General features: G+C 65.0%; 14 protein-coding genes. 6 read left to right on the top strand and 8 right to left on the bottom strand.

Features of this window, described 5'->3' with window-relative positions:
- On the top strand, positions 1–2,066 hold a 2,066-nt coding region (tkt, locus tag NFX52_RS15595; protein WP_252635715.1), incomplete at its 5' end, for a transketolase.
- Positions 2,067–2,154: 88 nt separating this feature from the next.
- Positions 2,155–3,153 (top strand): type I glyceraldehyde-3-phosphate dehydrogenase, encoded by a 999-nt coding sequence (gene gap, locus NFX52_RS15590; RefSeq protein WP_055398466.1) that lies wholly within the window; start codon positions 2,155–2,157, stop codon positions 3,151–3,153.
- 211 nt (positions 3,154–3,364) lie between these two features.
- Here gap and NFX52_RS15585 read toward each other — a convergent pair whose 3' ends face one another.
- The gene (locus tag NFX52_RS15585) at positions 3,365–4,513 is read right to left on the bottom strand and encodes a mechanosensitive ion channel family protein (RefSeq protein ID WP_055398467.1); all 1,149 of its coding nucleotides are present in this window, start codon (positions 4,511–4,513) and stop codon (positions 3,365–3,367) included.
- 375 nt (positions 4,514–4,888) lie between these two features.
- Between NFX52_RS15585 and NFX52_RS15580 the strand changes: the two genes are divergently transcribed.
- Complete coding sequence (locus NFX52_RS15580; RefSeq protein WP_055398468.1) at positions 4,889–5,266, top strand: DUF4398 domain-containing protein; 378 nt, start codon at positions 4,889–4,891, stop codon at positions 5,264–5,266.
- Between the two features lie 107 nt (positions 5,267–5,373).
- The gene (locus NFX52_RS15575; protein WP_055398498.1) at positions 5,374–6,294 is read left to right on the top strand and encodes an OmpA family protein; all 921 of its coding nucleotides are present in this window, start codon (positions 5,374–5,376) and stop codon (positions 6,292–6,294) included.
- A gap of 192 nt (positions 6,295–6,486) precedes the next feature.
- On the opposite strand, the gene NFX52_RS15570 is transcribed toward NFX52_RS15575, so the two are convergent.
- From NFX52_RS15570 to NFX52_RS15545, 6 genes are all read right to left on the bottom strand, one after another.
- On the bottom strand, positions 6,487–7,506 hold the full coding sequence (locus tag NFX52_RS15570) for an aldo/keto reductase (RefSeq protein ID WP_055398469.1): 1,020 nt from the start codon (positions 7,504–7,506) through the stop codon (positions 6,487–6,489).
- 65 nt (positions 7,507–7,571) lie between these two features.
- Positions 7,572–8,180 carry a YdeI/OmpD-associated family protein gene (locus NFX52_RS15565; protein WP_055398470.1) on the bottom strand — a complete coding sequence of 203 codons (609 nt, stop codon included), beginning with the start codon at positions 8,178–8,180 and terminating at the stop codon, positions 7,572–7,574.
- A 62-nt stretch (positions 8,181–8,242) separates the two neighbouring features.
- On the bottom strand, positions 8,243–9,061 hold the full coding sequence (locus tag NFX52_RS15560; protein WP_055398471.1) for a sigma-70 family RNA polymerase sigma factor: 819 nt from the start codon (positions 9,059–9,061) through the stop codon (positions 8,243–8,245).
- Between the two features lie 146 nt (positions 9,062–9,207).
- The gene (locus NFX52_RS15555) at positions 9,208–9,618 is read right to left on the bottom strand and encodes a hypothetical protein (RefSeq protein WP_156358736.1); all 411 of its coding nucleotides are present in this window, start codon (positions 9,616–9,618) and stop codon (positions 9,208–9,210) included.
- A 5-nt stretch (positions 9,619–9,623) separates the two neighbouring features.
- Positions 9,624–9,932, bottom strand: a complete 309-nt coding sequence (locus NFX52_RS15550; protein WP_055398473.1) for a hypothetical protein — start codon at positions 9,930–9,932, stop codon at positions 9,624–9,626.
- Between the two features lie 37 nt (positions 9,933–9,969).
- On the bottom strand, positions 9,970–10,377 hold the full coding sequence (locus NFX52_RS15545; RefSeq protein ID WP_055398474.1) for a hypothetical protein: 408 nt from the start codon (positions 10,375–10,377) through the stop codon (positions 9,970–9,972).
- 297 nt (positions 10,378–10,674) lie between these two features.
- On the opposite strand from NFX52_RS15545, the gene NFX52_RS15540 reads away from it, so the two are divergent.
- Both NFX52_RS15540 and NFX52_RS15535 read left to right on the top strand, forming a co-directional pair.
- Entirely contained in the window at positions 10,675–11,994 is a 1,320-nt protein-coding gene (locus tag NFX52_RS15540) for a flavin-dependent oxidoreductase (RefSeq protein ID WP_055398475.1), read from the top strand.
- A 134-nt stretch (positions 11,995–12,128) separates the two neighbouring features.
- Positions 12,129–12,734 carry an ATP-dependent Clp protease proteolytic subunit gene (locus tag NFX52_RS15535; protein ID WP_055398476.1) on the top strand — a complete coding sequence of 202 codons (606 nt, stop codon included), beginning with the start codon at positions 12,129–12,131 and terminating at the stop codon, positions 12,732–12,734.
- A gap of 81 nt (positions 12,735–12,815) precedes the next feature.
- Here the strand turns inward: NFX52_RS15535 and NFX52_RS15530 are convergent, their stop codons facing one another.
- The gene (locus tag NFX52_RS15530) at positions 12,816–13,769 is read right to left on the bottom strand and encodes a Gfo/Idh/MocA family oxidoreductase (RefSeq protein WP_252635714.1); all 954 of its coding nucleotides are present in this window, start codon (positions 13,767–13,769) and stop codon (positions 12,816–12,818) included.
- Positions 13,770–13,778: the final 9 nt, after the last annotated feature.

Below are 13,778 nucleotides of genomic sequence, written 5' to 3'. Positions count from 1 at the left end.
AATCCCAACAGATGGCAAATGCGATCCGCGCATTGGCCATGGACGCCGTTCAACAAGCCAACTCCGGCCACCCCGGCGCCCCCATGGGCATGGCCGACATGGCCGTGGCGCTGTGGAGCCGCCACCTCAAGCACAACCCCACCAACCCCCAGTGGTTTGACCGCGACCGGTTTGTGCTGTCCAACGGCCACGGCTCGATGCTGCTGTACGCGCTGCTACACCTCACGGGCTACGACCTGCCGATTGGCGAGCTGAAGAACTTCCGCCAGCTGCACAGCAAGACGCCCGGCCACCCTGAAGTGGGCTACACCGCGGGCGTCGAGACCACCACCGGCCCCCTGGGCCAGGGCATCACCAATGCCGTGGGCTTTGCGCTGGCCGAAAAGCTGCTGGCCGCCGAGTTCAACCGCGAAGGCCATGCCGTGGTGGACCACCACACCTACGCCTTCCTGGGCGACGGCTGCCTGATGGAAGGTATCAGCCACGAAGCCGTGTCTCTGGCAGGCGCCTGGAAGCTCAACAAGCTGATCGCCCTGTACGACGACAACGGCATCAGCATCGATGGCCAGGTCGCTCCCTGGTTTGCCGACAACACCCCCCTGCGTTTTGTGGCCAGCGGCTGGAACGTGATCGGCCCCATCGACGGCCACGATGCTGACAAGGTGGCCGCCGCCATCGAAGAAGCCAAGAAGCAGACCGAGCGCCCCACCCTGATCGTGTGCAAGACGCACATCGGCAAGGGCAGCCCCAACCGCGCCAACACCGCCAAGGCCCACGGCGAACCGCTCGGCGCCGAAGAAATCGCGCTGACCCGCGAAGCCCTGGGCTGGGCCAGCGAACCCTTCGTGATCCCCGAAGACGTGTACGCCAGCTGGGACTGCAAGGCCAACGGCCAAGCTTTTGAGGCCGCCTGGAACGAGCGTTTTGCCGCCTACACCGCCGCCTTCCCCGAGCTGGCTGCCGAGCTGACGCGCCGCATGAACGGCGACCTGCCCGCCAACTTTGCCCAGGTGGCCGTGGACACCGTGGTGGCCGCCCACACCAAGGGCGAAACCGTGGCCAGCCGCAAGGCCAGCCAGCTGGCGCTGGAAGCCTTCACCGCCGCCCTGCCCGAACTGCTGGGTGGCAGCGCCGACCTGACCGGCTCCAACCTCACCAACACCAAGAGCACGCCCAACCTGCGCTTTGACATGCAGGGCAACGTGGTCAAGACCGAAGCCGCGAATGGCGACAAGGTCGGTGGCCGCCACATCAACTACGGTGTGCGCGAATTCGGCATGGCCGCCATCATGAACGGCGTGGCGTTGCACGGTGGCTTCATCCCCTACGGCGGCACCTTCCTCACGTTCAGCGACTACAGCCGCAACGCCATCCGCATGGCCGCGCTGATGAAGCAGCGCGTGATCCACGTGTTCACGCACGACTCCATTGGTCTCGGTGAAGACGGCCCCACGCACCAGTCCATCGAGCACGTGGCCAGCCTGCGCCTGATCCCCAACCTGGACGTCTGGCGCCCCGGTGACACGGCCGAAACCGCCGTGGCCTGGAGCGTGGCCCTGTCCAACCGCAACAAGCCCACCGTGCTGGCCCTGTCGCGCCAGAACCTGCCCTATGCGCCCAAGCGCGACCTGGGCGACATCTCGCGCGGCGCCTACGTGCTGAGCGAGCCCGCCGACGTGGGCATCAAGAAGAAGCCCGTGGCCGTGATCATCGCCACCGGGTCTGAAGTACAACTGGCCCTCAAGGCCCAGCGCCTGCTGGCCGACAAGAAGATCGGCGTGCGCGTGGTCTCCATGCCCAGCACCACCACCTTCGACCGTGAAGACGCCAAGTACAAGAGCAGCGTGCTGCCCGCCGGCGTGCCCCGCGTGGCCGTGGAAATGGGCGTGACCGACGGCTGGTGGAAATACGGCTGCGCTGCCGTGGTGGGCATCGACACCTACGGTGAATCGGCCCCTGCGCCCGTGCTGTTCAAGCACTTCGGTTTCACCGAAGAAAACGTGGCCGATGCGGTGCTGGTCGCCATCGGCGCGGCACGTCTGAAGCCCGCCAAGAAGGCCCGCTAAAACTTCTCCTGCCCGCTGTGCCCCGCTGCCAGCGGGCGCGCGGCGGCAGATTCCCGATTTCGACTTTGCAACTTTGAAGAGGCTCCCTATGACGATCAAGATTGGTATCAACGGCTTCGGCCGCATCGGCCGCAACGTGCTGCGCTCGGCCATCCAGAACTTCAGCGACATCGAAGTCGTGGGCATCAACGACCTTCTGGAGCCCGAGTACCTCGCGTACATGCTGCAGTACGACTCGGTGCATGGCCGCTTCAAGGGCGAAGTCTCGGTCGAGGGCAACACCCTGGTCGTCAATGGCAAGAAGATCCGCCTGACGCAAGAGCGCGACCCCGCCAACCTGAAGTGGAACGAAGTCGGCGCCGACGTGGTGATCGAATCCACCGGCCTGTTCCTGGACAAGGTCACCGCGCAGAAGCACCTGGACGCTGGTGCCAAGAAGGTCATCCTGTCGGCCCCCTCCAAGGACGACACCCCCATGTTCGTGTTCGGCGTGAACCACGACACCTACGCGGGCCAGGCCATCATCTCCAACGCATCGTGCACCACCAACTGCCTGGCCCCCGTGGCCAAGGTGCTGAACGACAAGTGGGGCATCAAGCGCGGCCTGATGACCACCGTGCACGCAGCCACCGCCACGCAAAAGACCGTGGACGGCCCTTCGAACAAGGACTGGCGCGGCGGCCGCGGCATTCTGGAAAACATCATCCCCTCCAGCACCGGTGCTGCCAAGGCGGTGGGCGTGGTGATCCCTGCGCTGAACAAGAAGCTGACCGGCATGTCCTTCCGCGTGCCCACCTCCGACGTGTCGGTGGTGGACCTGACGGTGGAACTGGACAAGGCTGCCACCTACGAAGAAATCAAGGCCGAGATGAAGGCCCAGTCCGAAGGCGCCCTGAAGGGCGTTCTGGGCTACACCGAAGACAAGGTGGTGGCCACCGACTTCCGTGGCGACACCCGCACCTCGATCTTTGATGCCGACGCTGGCATTGCCCTGGACGGCACCTTCGTGAAGGTCGTGAGCTGGTACGACAACGAATGGGGCTACTCGAACAAGTGCCTGGAAATGGTGCGCGTGGTATCCAAGTAAGTACGACTTGCGCAAAAGGGGATCAGGCGCCATGCTTGGTCTTAGAACGCAACGGCGGACGCCTCCCTGTTTGCGCGTGTCTTGAAAAGTTTTCCCTTTGAAGATGAAGAAGCGCTAGTAGCAACTACCCTGTTCAAGCCGGTCGCCTGCCAAGGCCACCGGCTTTTTTTTGCCCGCCCTCCGCGCATAGCAGGTACGGACCACCTGGCATTCAACGGTCACCACCCCCAAGAGCTGCCGCTGCTGAGGCCGCCATAGCCAGCGGCGCAGGCCCCGGCACCTGCCCTGGAGCACTTGCGATGTGCACCGTGCGGGTGGGGAAAGCAAACTCCACCCCCATGGCCTTGAACTCGCGCAGCAGCCCGAGGTTGATGGACTGCTGCAGGTCCATGTACACGTTGAAGGCCGGGTCTTCGACGATATAGACCACCTCGTAGTCGAGCGAACTGGCGCCAAAAGCCTTGAAATGCGCGCGGTCAAAACGCAGCTGCGGCTGGGCTTCGATGAGCTTGCGCACCACACCCGGAATGGCCTCAGCCTGCTCGGGGGTGGTGTCATAGGCCACGCCAAACGTGAACACGATGCGCCGCCGCTCCAGCATGCGAAAGTTGCTGATGGTCTGCTTGAGCAGGTCGGTGTTGGACATCACGATCTGCTCGCCCTGCAGGCTGCGGATGCGTGTGGTCTTGAGACCAATCACCTGCACCGTGCCTGACACATTGCCCACCACGATGAAGTCGCCCACCTCAAACGGCTTGTCCACCGCGATGGCGAGCGAGGCAAACAGGTCTCCCAAGATGTTTTGCACCGCCAGCGCCACCGCAATGCCGCCCACGCCCAGGCTGGCGATAAAGGCCGTGATGTTCACGCCCACATTCGACAAGATGGCCAGCAGCACCACGCTCCACAACAGCGTGCGCAGCCCCCAGGACATCAGCGTGGCCGAGGCACTGACCTGCGTCATGCCACTGGACGAGTGCCGCTCCACATAGCGGCGCACACCAATGCCAATGGCACGCATGCCCCACAGGCCCATCTGCAGCGCCACGGCCACAAACCACAGCTGGCTCAGGCGGCTCTCCCAGCGGCCGGGCAGGTCCAGCAGGCTCGCGCCCACGAGCAGAGCCACCACCAGCATCAGCGTGCGGCTGGTGCCTTCCAGCACATCCACCATGGTCAGCGCCATGCCGCTGTGCGACTGCGTGGCCCACACCTTGGCGCGGCGGGTCAGCAGGTGAAGCACCACAAGGATGGCTGCATAGGTGGCCGTGGTGGCTGCCAGGGCCACGCACAGGCTCCACAGCGGCACGCCGGCAAAGGTGGTCTCCTGGACCCAGGTCATAAAGGTGGATGGCTGCATGCGGGGACTCTCCTCTTCGTGGTGCAGTGACGGGATGGGGCGCGCGGGGGCGGGACTGATACACGGGGTCGACCCGTGACCTCGGCCATGCAGGGCGCTTCAGCCCCGCATTGGAGCGCTGAGGTGCGCAACGTCCTTGATCGAGACCCCGTGGAAGTCAGAGTTCCGCAGTTGATCAGGCAACGGCCAAAGCGCCGCTGGTCTGCGCCCGTTTGCAAGTGTTCGTAAGACATGCCCCACAGCAATACAGAGGCAGGGCCTACGCCCCGGTACTGCGCGGGCCCCAACAATGCATCAACACCAGAACACCGCTGGCTGCCCGCCCGAAACCTCGGTGCGGCACATCCCACAACCTCCACAGGAGTCCACCACACCATGCATTCATCCGCACTGATCCGCACCGCCACAGCGGCACTCGCACTGGGCGCACTGGCCGCCTGTTCCTCCACCCCCGCACCCACCGAGCAAATGGCCGTGAGCCGCACCACCGTGAACCGCGTTGCGGCTGCCCCGGCTGTGGCCACCAGCGCCCCCGTGCAGTTGCAACAAGCGCGCGAGAAGCTCATGCAGGCCGAAAAAGCCATGGCTGAAAAGGACTATGTGGCCGCGCGCCGCCTGGCCGCTGAGGCCGAGGTAGATGCCCGCGTGGCCGAAACCCGCGCCGACGCCGCCAGCAATGCCGCCAACCTGACGCAAGTGCAAGACGGCATCCGAGCGCTGCAAGAAGAAATCAACCGCCGATCGCCGCGCTAGGCCAGCGCCAGACGTTGAAGCCCTAGCGCCCAACCTGGCTTCGACTCACGCCCAACACCGTTGAGGCCCCGCGATTGACCTCCCCCCATTTCAAGGAACACCTGACCATGCATCGCTTTTTTCACCGAACCACCGCCCTGTGCACCAGCCTGATTGCCGTAGGCCTGTTGGCCGCCTGCGCCAGCACCACCCCATCGCCCGCGCTGGAAGAGGCCCGTACCGCAGTGAGCACCGCTGCAGGAGACCCGGCCGTCAACCAGTACGCGCAGCTCGAACTGAAGCAAGCCACCGACGCACTCGCCAAGGCCGACCGCGTGTGGGCCGATGACCGCGACACGTCCGAGACCAACCACTTGGCATACATCGCCCGCCAACGCGCCGAGATCGCCACCAATGCGGCCCGCGCGCGCCAGCTCGATGCCAACATCCAGCAAGCGGGCAGCGAAGCCGACCGCATCCGCCTGCAGGCCCGCACCCAAGAGGCTGACGCAGCCCGCCTGCGCGCCCAGCAAGCCCAACAACAGGCGATGAGCGCAGAGCAACGTGCAGCCCAACAGCAGGCCCAGGCCACGGCCGCCATGGCCCAGGCCAACGCCGCACAAGACCGTGTGCGCGCCCTCGAAGCACAACTGCGCGAACTCGAAGCCCAACAAACCGAACGCGGCCTGCTGGTCACTCTGGGCGATGTGCTGTTTGCCTTCAACAAGGCCGAGCTCTCCGCCCAGGCTGGCCCGCGCCTGGACAAGCTGGCCAACTTCCTCAAACAGTTCCCGGACCGCAAACTGCTGATCGAGGGCTACACCGACAGCGTGGGTAGCGACAGCTACAACCAGGACCTGTCAGACCGACGCGCCCAAGCCGTGCGCGACGCGCTGGTGCAGCGCGGTGTGGACACCAGCCGCATCACCGCACGCGGCTACGGCAAGGCCCACCCCGTGGCCGACAACGCGTCGCCCGAAGGCCGTGCGATGAATCGCCGCGTGGAGATCGTGATCGCCGATGACAAGGGCAACCTGCGCGGCAGGTAAAGCGCCCCCTGAGGCGCCACGCGCCTTCCCTCCGCTCTCGCATCGCTGCGCGTTGCGGGCAGGGGGACGCCGCCATCGCACGCTAACGAAGCGCCGCCCGTGCGGCTTGGCGGCCATGGCGCGGCGGCCACTGGCTTGAGCCACGCCGGTTTCTGCGGCCTATATCAATAAACGCTTCAAAGACCGCGCCGCTTACGCCGCGCGGTCTTCAAACGTTTCGGTATCCACTTCGCTCGCGCTCTGGGCGTTGTAGCGATTGCCCACCACCGTGCGCTCATTGATCAGCGCGCCCAGACGCTCCATGGTGGCCGCATCCAGTCGCACGTTCACGGCACCCAGGTCGTCGTGCAGATGCTCCACGTTCGTGGTTCCTGGGATGGGGATGATGTGCTCGCCTTGGTGCAGCAGCCACGCCAGGGCCAGCTGGGCGGGTGTGCAGCCCACATCGCGTGCAATCGCCTGGTAGCCATCGAGCAGCTTCAGGTTGGCCGCATACGCCTCGGGTGCAAAACGCGGCATGGCACGGCGGATGTCCTTGGCGTCCAGCGTGCTCACATCGGTCAAGCCGCCACACAAGAAACCCCGTGCCACCGGGCTGAACGCCACAAAGGCCACGCCCAATTCTCGGCAGGCGTCCAGCACGGCAATCTCGGGGTTGCGCGTCCACAGCGAATACTCGGTCTGCACCGCCGTGATCCGGAACTCGGCATGCGCGCGGCGCAGCGTGGCAGCTGACACCTCGGAGAGACCCACAGTGCGAATGTGCCCGCGCCGCACCAGCTCGCCCAGGGCGCCCACGCTTTCCTCAATCGGCACGCTCTTGTCCCAGCGGTGCAGGTAATACAGGTCGATCACATCGGTCTGCAGGCGGCGTAGGCTGTCTTCGCAGGTCTTTCGCAGCGTATCGGGCCGCCCGTCGATCACGCGCACCAGCTTGCCGTCACCCGCCACATCCACGCCCTGCATGCCGCATTTGCTGGCCAGCGTGAAGCGGCTGCGGTGCTGCTTCAACACACGGCCCACCAGGTTTTCGTTGGCTCCAAAGCCATAGAGCGTGGCCGTGTCGAACAGCGTCACGCCCGCATCAAGCGCAGCCAGCAGCACGCGCTCGCCCTGCTCGGCAGACACCGGCGCGCCATAGGCGTGCGACAGGTTCATGCAGCCCAGGCCGATGGCCGAGACGGAGAAAGGTCCAAGGTTTCTTTGTTGCATGCCGCGAGCTTACGGCAAGCGCGGCAATCCAGCGGGTAGCTCGGGCTTGGGCTTGGGTGCAGGGCCTAAGATTTTGCGGCCGATGGCCGCTTGGCCCACAGCTCAATGCGCTCACCCGCAGCGCAGGCGGCCACCAACTCCGCAAACCGTGCCTCGCGGGTCGCATCGCGCTTGGCGGATGCGACCCAGTGCAGCATGCTCTTGCGATAGCTGGGTGGCGTGGACTCCTGAAAGAACCGCCACGCGGCCTTGTTGCGCTGGAAGGCGCGCTGCAGCGACGCCGGCAGCTCGACCACTGCCGCCTGCTCGTGGGAATAGATGGCCGACTTGTGCGCCTTGCGGTGGGCAAAGGCCGCGAGCCCCGCAGGCGTCATGCGGCCTGCCGCCTGCAACTGCTCCACCTTGGCGATGTTGACCGCGCTCCAGATGGACGACGGCTTGCGCGGGGTAAAGCGGATCGAATACGTGTGCTCGTCGATGCGCCGCCGGATGCCATCGATCCAGCCAAAGCACAGGGCTTCGTCCACCGACTCCGACCAGCCCATGCTGGGGCGGCCCGAGCCCACCTTGTGAAAACCCACCAGCAGCTCCGTCGCGCTGGCGGCGTGGCTCTCCAGCCAATCGCGGAACGCCTGCGGGGTGGCAAAGAAGGTGGGTGCGGGCTGCTGGATCATGGTGCTGCAAACGTCCTTCCGACTTGCCTTCTTCCTACCAGTTGCAGCTGCAGGTGCGCGGGTCAGGCCACCACGGCGTCATGCACTTGCTCGGCGTGTGGCCCCAGCGGCACCACGCACAGCGTCACACCATCGAGCGTGAGCACCAGCCCCAACTGCCCGCCTACCTGCACCACCCCACCCACAGTGGTGCTTGCGTGCTGGGCACGCGGTGGCACAAGCTGCATCGCCTGGGCGGCGGCATGCGCCGCCCCCGCGCTGACGGGCGGCTGGCGTAGCAGCGCCCACAGTGTCTGTGGGTCTCGCGATTGCAGCGACTGCAGGTACAGGCGCAGCACTGCGGCGTTGGCGCCCGTGGGTTCATGGCTGGATCCGTCGCCCTCCTGCGCTTGCCGCAGCCGCTGCAAGGCGCGGCGCAGTTGCTGGCGGCTGGCTGCTTCAGACCGACCGCTGGCCTGCGCCAGCTCGGTATGGCTGGCGTCGAACACCGCATGCAACAGCACCGCAGCGCCCTCCGCGGGCGTCACACACTCAGCCAGTCGCCGCAGCGCGATCGTGGCCTGCTGCGCAAGAGCCGCATCGGCTTCCGCAGAGGGTGCGACCGCGCCAGCGACATCGGCGTGCGCGCTCTGCACGGCTTCAGTCAGCCATTGCGCCATCCACTGGCGCCGCCGCAAACGGTCGATGGCCAGATTGCGCACCACTGTCAGCAGCCAGGCCTGGGCAGCATTGAGCGCAGAGGCATTGACCTCCAGCGCGCGCACATAGGCGTCCTGCACCGCGTCTTCAGCATCGGCCGGGCCTAGAAGGCGCGTGGCGGCGCGCACCAAGGCACTGCGGCTGGCGCCCACGAGCGCCACGGTGTGTTCGTCTTTTCGCATCGGAGCATGGTGCCACAGGCAGGTCAGGCGCAAACCAGGTCAGACCTTGGTGGGCTGGGGCGCGTCACCCCAATCGCAGGGAGCAGAGCTTGACGAAACCCTGGGATGCAAAGCTCGCAGAAAGGCGTTCTTGTATTCGCATGACCTTAGGATTCCTTGCCAGTGGTCCCGCCCAAAGCGCGGACCTTCTTCGCCAATCGGCGATACAGGCATCGCGCCACGATGGCAGCCAACAGGGCAGCAGCCGCAAACAGGATCCGCTTCGTGATGGCCGAATCACTGTCGCCTCCGTACTTTCCGGTGGGAATACCGATCGCAAGAAAAATGAGAAAAATCCAGACACCCAGTACCAGCGCAAAGTTGGCGAGCCTCTTCCCGCGCTCCGCAGTGATGGCAGCAAACGTTGGAATACCGGCAACTGCGGCCAGCACAAAAACCGATAGCAGCAAGGCGCCACCACCGCTTACATGCGAAAGATTGGCGTTCGCAAGGGTGGGCGTCAGAAGCACCGCCGCGGCAGCGCCACCACCCATTTTCCGATACGGCTTGAGAGGCATGGTCTTCACTTGGCCTGCGATCGGTTCCGCGAGATCGACACCACAAGCAGTAGCCAGAGCGCAACCACCGTTACGCCGGAACCCAAAAGTACCACGTGAAGTGTCCAATCAGCCGGACCGTTGTGACCACCGGCGAAGAGCGCGGCGTATGCGCCCATGGCAGCCAGGTAGGGCACGATCAGGGTGCTAGACAGTGCAAAGCTGGACCACAAGCGGCGGGTTGCGAGTTTGATCAGATGTATCGCCCACACGATGGGCCACGCGACCGCCAGAAGCGTCAGCAATTGCATTCCAAGGGCTAAGACGATCTTCATGCGGGTGAGGCCCAAGGGTTAGGCGTCATTTGCCAAGTCATTGGCGACCTCTGCGTCGCACAACATGGAACAGCCAAACAACGGCGAGTAAGACGTGGGAAAGCAATGCAATGAGATAGGCCACCTGCGCGATGGGGCTTGAAACCGGGCGCGAAATTTTCTTTACATCGAACACCGTCTCCATGAGGGCCTTCGCCGCCAGCGCGAAGGACATGCCTTGGGGACCTCCATGCCGTGCGGAGGCGCCAACAAAGAAGGCGAATCCAACTGCGCACAGGAGCGAGACGCCTAGGCAGGCTACCAGCGCAAGCGCCCAGAGAAATGCACTCCTGTCGCGCCGCAGCAGAAAGAAAACGGCAGAAGCGACTGCAGCAAGTGGCAGCGCCAGCAGCAAGGTTGGCAAGGCGCCTGACATGGGCTGGAGAATCTGGAGGAGTGCTTGCATACTTTTGCGGCGTCTAACAAGACGCCTACTCATCAGTCCACTGCAGATCGGCCAGTGGCACCCACCCAAGGAGATAGCGTCGGCGTCTGCGCCTGACCAGTACGGGGTTGAGCCGCTCCGCCTAACGGCATGATAGCGCGGCTCGACACCATCAAAGAAGGCGCTGGCATTTGATGCAAGCTTGAAGCAGAGGTCAGCCTACGGAGGCATGTTGGCGAGGTCGGCACCCGCTATCCACCGCATTCGCCTGCGGCGTCCGCGACAAGCTCCACCCGCCGTTGCATGGACAATCTCGGCATGTCTGGCGCACCTACTCCTACTTCACACCCCTCCTCGCCCCGCCCCGTGCTGATCGCCGGCGGCGGTATCGGTGGCATGGCCACTGCCCTCATCCTGCACCAGATCGGCGTGCCCTGCATCGTCTTTGAATCGGTGCCCGAGCTGCAGCCGCTGGGCGTGGGCATCAACCTGCAGCCCAACGCCGTGCGAGAACTGCATGACCTGGGGTTTGGCAACGAGGTGCTGGACACGATCGGCCTGCAGGCGCGCGAATGGGCGCTGGTGGGTCGCAACGGCAACGAGGTGTACGCCGAGCCACGCGGGCTGGAGGCGGGCTACCACTGGCCGCAGTATTCGGTGCACCGGGGGCAGCTGCAGATGATGCTGTTCAACGCCGTGCGAGAGCGCCTGGGAACCGACGCCGTGCAGCTGGGGCAGCGGGTGGTGGGCTACCGGCAGGATGCGAACGGCGTCATCGCCATTGTCGAGACACGCGACGGTGAGAAGCGTGAAGTAGCCGGATCGCTGCTGATTGCCGCCGATGGCCTGCACTCGGCCGTGCGGGCGCAGATGCACCCCACGCAGCCGCCCATCCAGTGGGGCGGTGCCATCATGTGGCGCGGCACCACGCCGGGGGTGCCGGTGCGCACGGGCGCGTCGTTTGTGGGCGTGGGCTCGCTGCGGCACCGTGTGGTGTTCTACCCCATCACCCCGCCCGACCCGGCCACAGGTCTGGCCACCATCAACTGGATCGCCGAGATCACGGTAGACAACCAGGGCGGCTGGCAGCAGGGCGACTGGAACCGGCGCGTGGCACTGGAGGAGTTCATCCACCACTTCGAGGGCTGGAACTACAGCTGGCTGGACGTGCCTGCCATGCTGCGCGGCGCCAAGGACATTTTTGAGTACCCCATGATCGACCGCGACCCCGTGCCCACCTGGGTAGACGGCCGCGTGGCGCTGCTGGGCGACGCGGCGCATGTGATGTACCCCGTGGGCTCCAACGGTGCCAGCCAGGCCATCGTGGATGCGCGCGTGCTGGGGGCGCAGCTCATCGCGCACGGTGTGGGCCCGCAGGCGCTGCGTGCCTATGACGACAAGCTGTGCAAGGACATCTCTGCGCTGGTGCTGCGCAACCGGGGCTCCGGCCCGTTTGGTCTGCTGGGGCTGGTGGACGAGCGCTGCGGCGGGGTGTTCGACCACATCGACGACGTGCTGCCGCGTGAGGAGCGCGAGGGCTTCATGGCCCGCTACAAGGCGGCGGCGGGCTTTGCGATCGAGACGCTGAATGCGGCGCCGCCCACCATTGCGCCGGGGCAACGCGTGGCCGCAGGCTGAACAGTCCGAGGGGCGCAGTGCGGGCCAGTGGGTCCGCACTGCAGCGCTGGCCTGGATATGCAAGCGCAGAGAAATGTCACGCCCGGCGTGTCTCGTTCGTCAACGCAGTCCTATCACTCGCAAGGACTTGCCCCATGGACACGCCAGATACCACCACACCCGCTTCAGCCCCTACCCAAGGCGCCGAACCGCGCACGTCTTACCTGGAAGAAAAAGCCTTCAAGGCCCGCACCCTGCTGGTCTTTGGCACCATCACCGACACCCTGGCCGCCGATGTGGCGCGGCGGCTGATTGCGCTGGATGCCGAGAGTGCCGAGCCCATCGACATGCTGGTGAGCTCGCCCGGCGGGCACCTGGAGTCGGGCGACACGATCCACGACCTGGTGCGCTTCATCACTGCGCCGGTGAACATGATTGGCACCGGCTGGGTGGGCAGCGCGGCCACGCACCTGTACCTGGCGGCACCCCGCGAGCGGCGGTTCTGCCTGCCCAACACGCGCTTTCTGATCCACCAGCCCAGCGGTGGCGCCGGCGGCCCGGCCAGTGACATCGCCATCCAGGCGCGCGAGATGGTGAAAGCCCGCGAGCGCATTGCGCGCACCATCGCCCGGCAGACGGGCAAGCCGCTGGAGGTGGTGCTGGCCGACATCGAACGCGATCACTGGCTGTCGGCCGAAGAGGCGGTGGACTACGGCCTGGTCTCGCGCATCATCGAGAACAAAGCGGCTTTGAAGGGGTGAAGCAGCACGCCCCTTTAAGCTATTAAATACATAGCTGCTAGCGCTTGATGGATAAGCGCTAGCAGCTTATTTTTCTTGAAATCAGCCTGCGTTGAGCTGCAGCTCCAGGTCGTGCAGCACCTGGTAGCACGGCAGCACCTGCGCCACGCTGGCGTTGGGCTCGCGGCCTTCCTTGATGGCGGCGAAGAACTCGCGGTCTTGCAGCTCGATGCCGTTCATCGACACGCCCACCTTCGACACATCGATCTTCTCTTCCTTGCCGTTCACCAGGTCATCGTAGCGCGCGATGTACGTGGCCGAGTCGCCGATGTAGCGGAAGAAGGTGCCCAGCGGACCATCGTTGTTGAAGCTGAGCGACAGCGTGCAGATGGCACCGTTGGCGGCCTTAAGCTGAATGCTCATGTCCATCGCAATGCCCAGGGTGGGGTGGATAGGGCCCTGGATGGCATTAGCCTTCACGATGGGGCTGCCCGCCTGGAAGGCGAACAGGTCCACGGTGTGCGCAGCGTGGTGCCACAGCAGGTGGTCCGTCCAGCTGCGGGCCTGGCCCAGCGCGTTCATGTTGGTGCGGCGGAAGAAGTAGGTCTGCACATCCATCTGCTGGATGTTGAACTCGCCTGCCGTGATCTTCTTGTGCACGTACTGGTGGCTGGGGTTGAAGCGGCGGGTGTGGCCACACATGGCCACCAGGCCCGTCTGCTTTTGCAGGGCGATGACCTTCTCGCCATCGGCCAGCACGTCGCACAGCGGGATCTCGACCTGCACGTGCTTGCCCGCTTCCAGGCAGGCGATGGTCTGGCTGGCGTGCATCTGCGTGGGCGTGCACAGGATCACGGCGTCCACTTCCTTGATGGCCAGGCTGTCGGCCAGGTCGGTGGTGACGTGCTTGATGCCGTACTTGTCGGCCACTTCCTGGGTCTTGGCCAGGTCGCGGCTGATGAGGGAGACGACTTCAACGCCGTCAATGTTCTTGATGCCGTCCAGGTGCTTGATGCCGAAGGCGCCAGCGCCTGCGAGTGCGACTTTGATGGTCATGGTGTGTGT

This window comes from Acidovorax facilis, assembly GCF_023913775.1.
Taxonomy (GTDB): Bacteria; Pseudomonadota; Gammaproteobacteria; order Burkholderiales; family Burkholderiaceae_C; genus Acidovorax; species Acidovorax facilis.
Note: the sequence above shows the minus strand (reverse complement) of the source record. Positions and strands in the feature narration are given on the sequence as shown.

Bases quoted from the DNA above. Each gene is read 5' to 3' on its own strand.
- gap (WP_055398466.1), top strand. From the start codon at position 2,155: ATGACGATCAAGATTGGTATCAACGGCTTCGGCCGCATCGGCCGCAAC.
- NFX52_RS15585 (WP_055398467.1), bottom strand. From the start codon at position 4,513: ATGCAGCCATCCACCTTTATGACCTGGGTCCAGGAGACCACCTTTGCC.
- NFX52_RS15580 (WP_055398468.1), top strand. From the start codon at position 4,889: ATGCATTCATCCGCACTGATCCGCACCGCCACAGCGGCACTCGCACTG.
- NFX52_RS15575 (WP_055398498.1), top strand. From the start codon at position 5,374: ATGCATCGCTTTTTTCACCGAACCACCGCCCTGTGCACCAGCCTGATT.
- NFX52_RS15570 (WP_055398469.1), bottom strand. From the start codon at position 7,506: ATGCAACAAAGAAACCTTGGACCTTTCTCCGTCTCGGCCATCGGCCTG.
- NFX52_RS15565 (WP_055398470.1), bottom strand. From the start codon at position 8,180: ATGATCCAGCAGCCCGCACCCACCTTCTTTGCCACCCCGCAGGCGTTC.
- NFX52_RS15560 (WP_055398471.1), bottom strand. From the start codon at position 9,061: ATGCGAAAAGACGAACACACCGTGGCGCTCGTGGGCGCCAGCCGCAGT.
- NFX52_RS15555 (WP_156358736.1), bottom strand. From the start codon at position 9,618: ATGCCTCTCAAGCCGTATCGGAAAATGGGTGGTGGCGCTGCCGCGGCG.
- NFX52_RS15550 (WP_055398473.1), bottom strand. From the start codon at position 9,932: ATGAAGATCGTCTTAGCCCTTGGAATGCAATTGCTGACGCTTCTGGCG.
- NFX52_RS15545 (WP_055398474.1), bottom strand. From the start codon at position 10,377: ATGCAAGCACTCCTCCAGATTCTCCAGCCCATGTCAGGCGCCTTGCCA.
- NFX52_RS15540 (WP_055398475.1), top strand. From the start codon at position 10,675: ATGTCTGGCGCACCTACTCCTACTTCACACCCCTCCTCGCCCCGCCCC.
- NFX52_RS15535 (WP_055398476.1), top strand. From the start codon at position 12,129: ATGGACACGCCAGATACCACCACACCCGCTTCAGCCCCTACCCAAGGC.
- NFX52_RS15530 (WP_252635714.1), bottom strand. From the start codon at position 13,769: ATGACCATCAAAGTCGCACTCGCAGGCGCTGGCGCCTTCGGCATCAAG.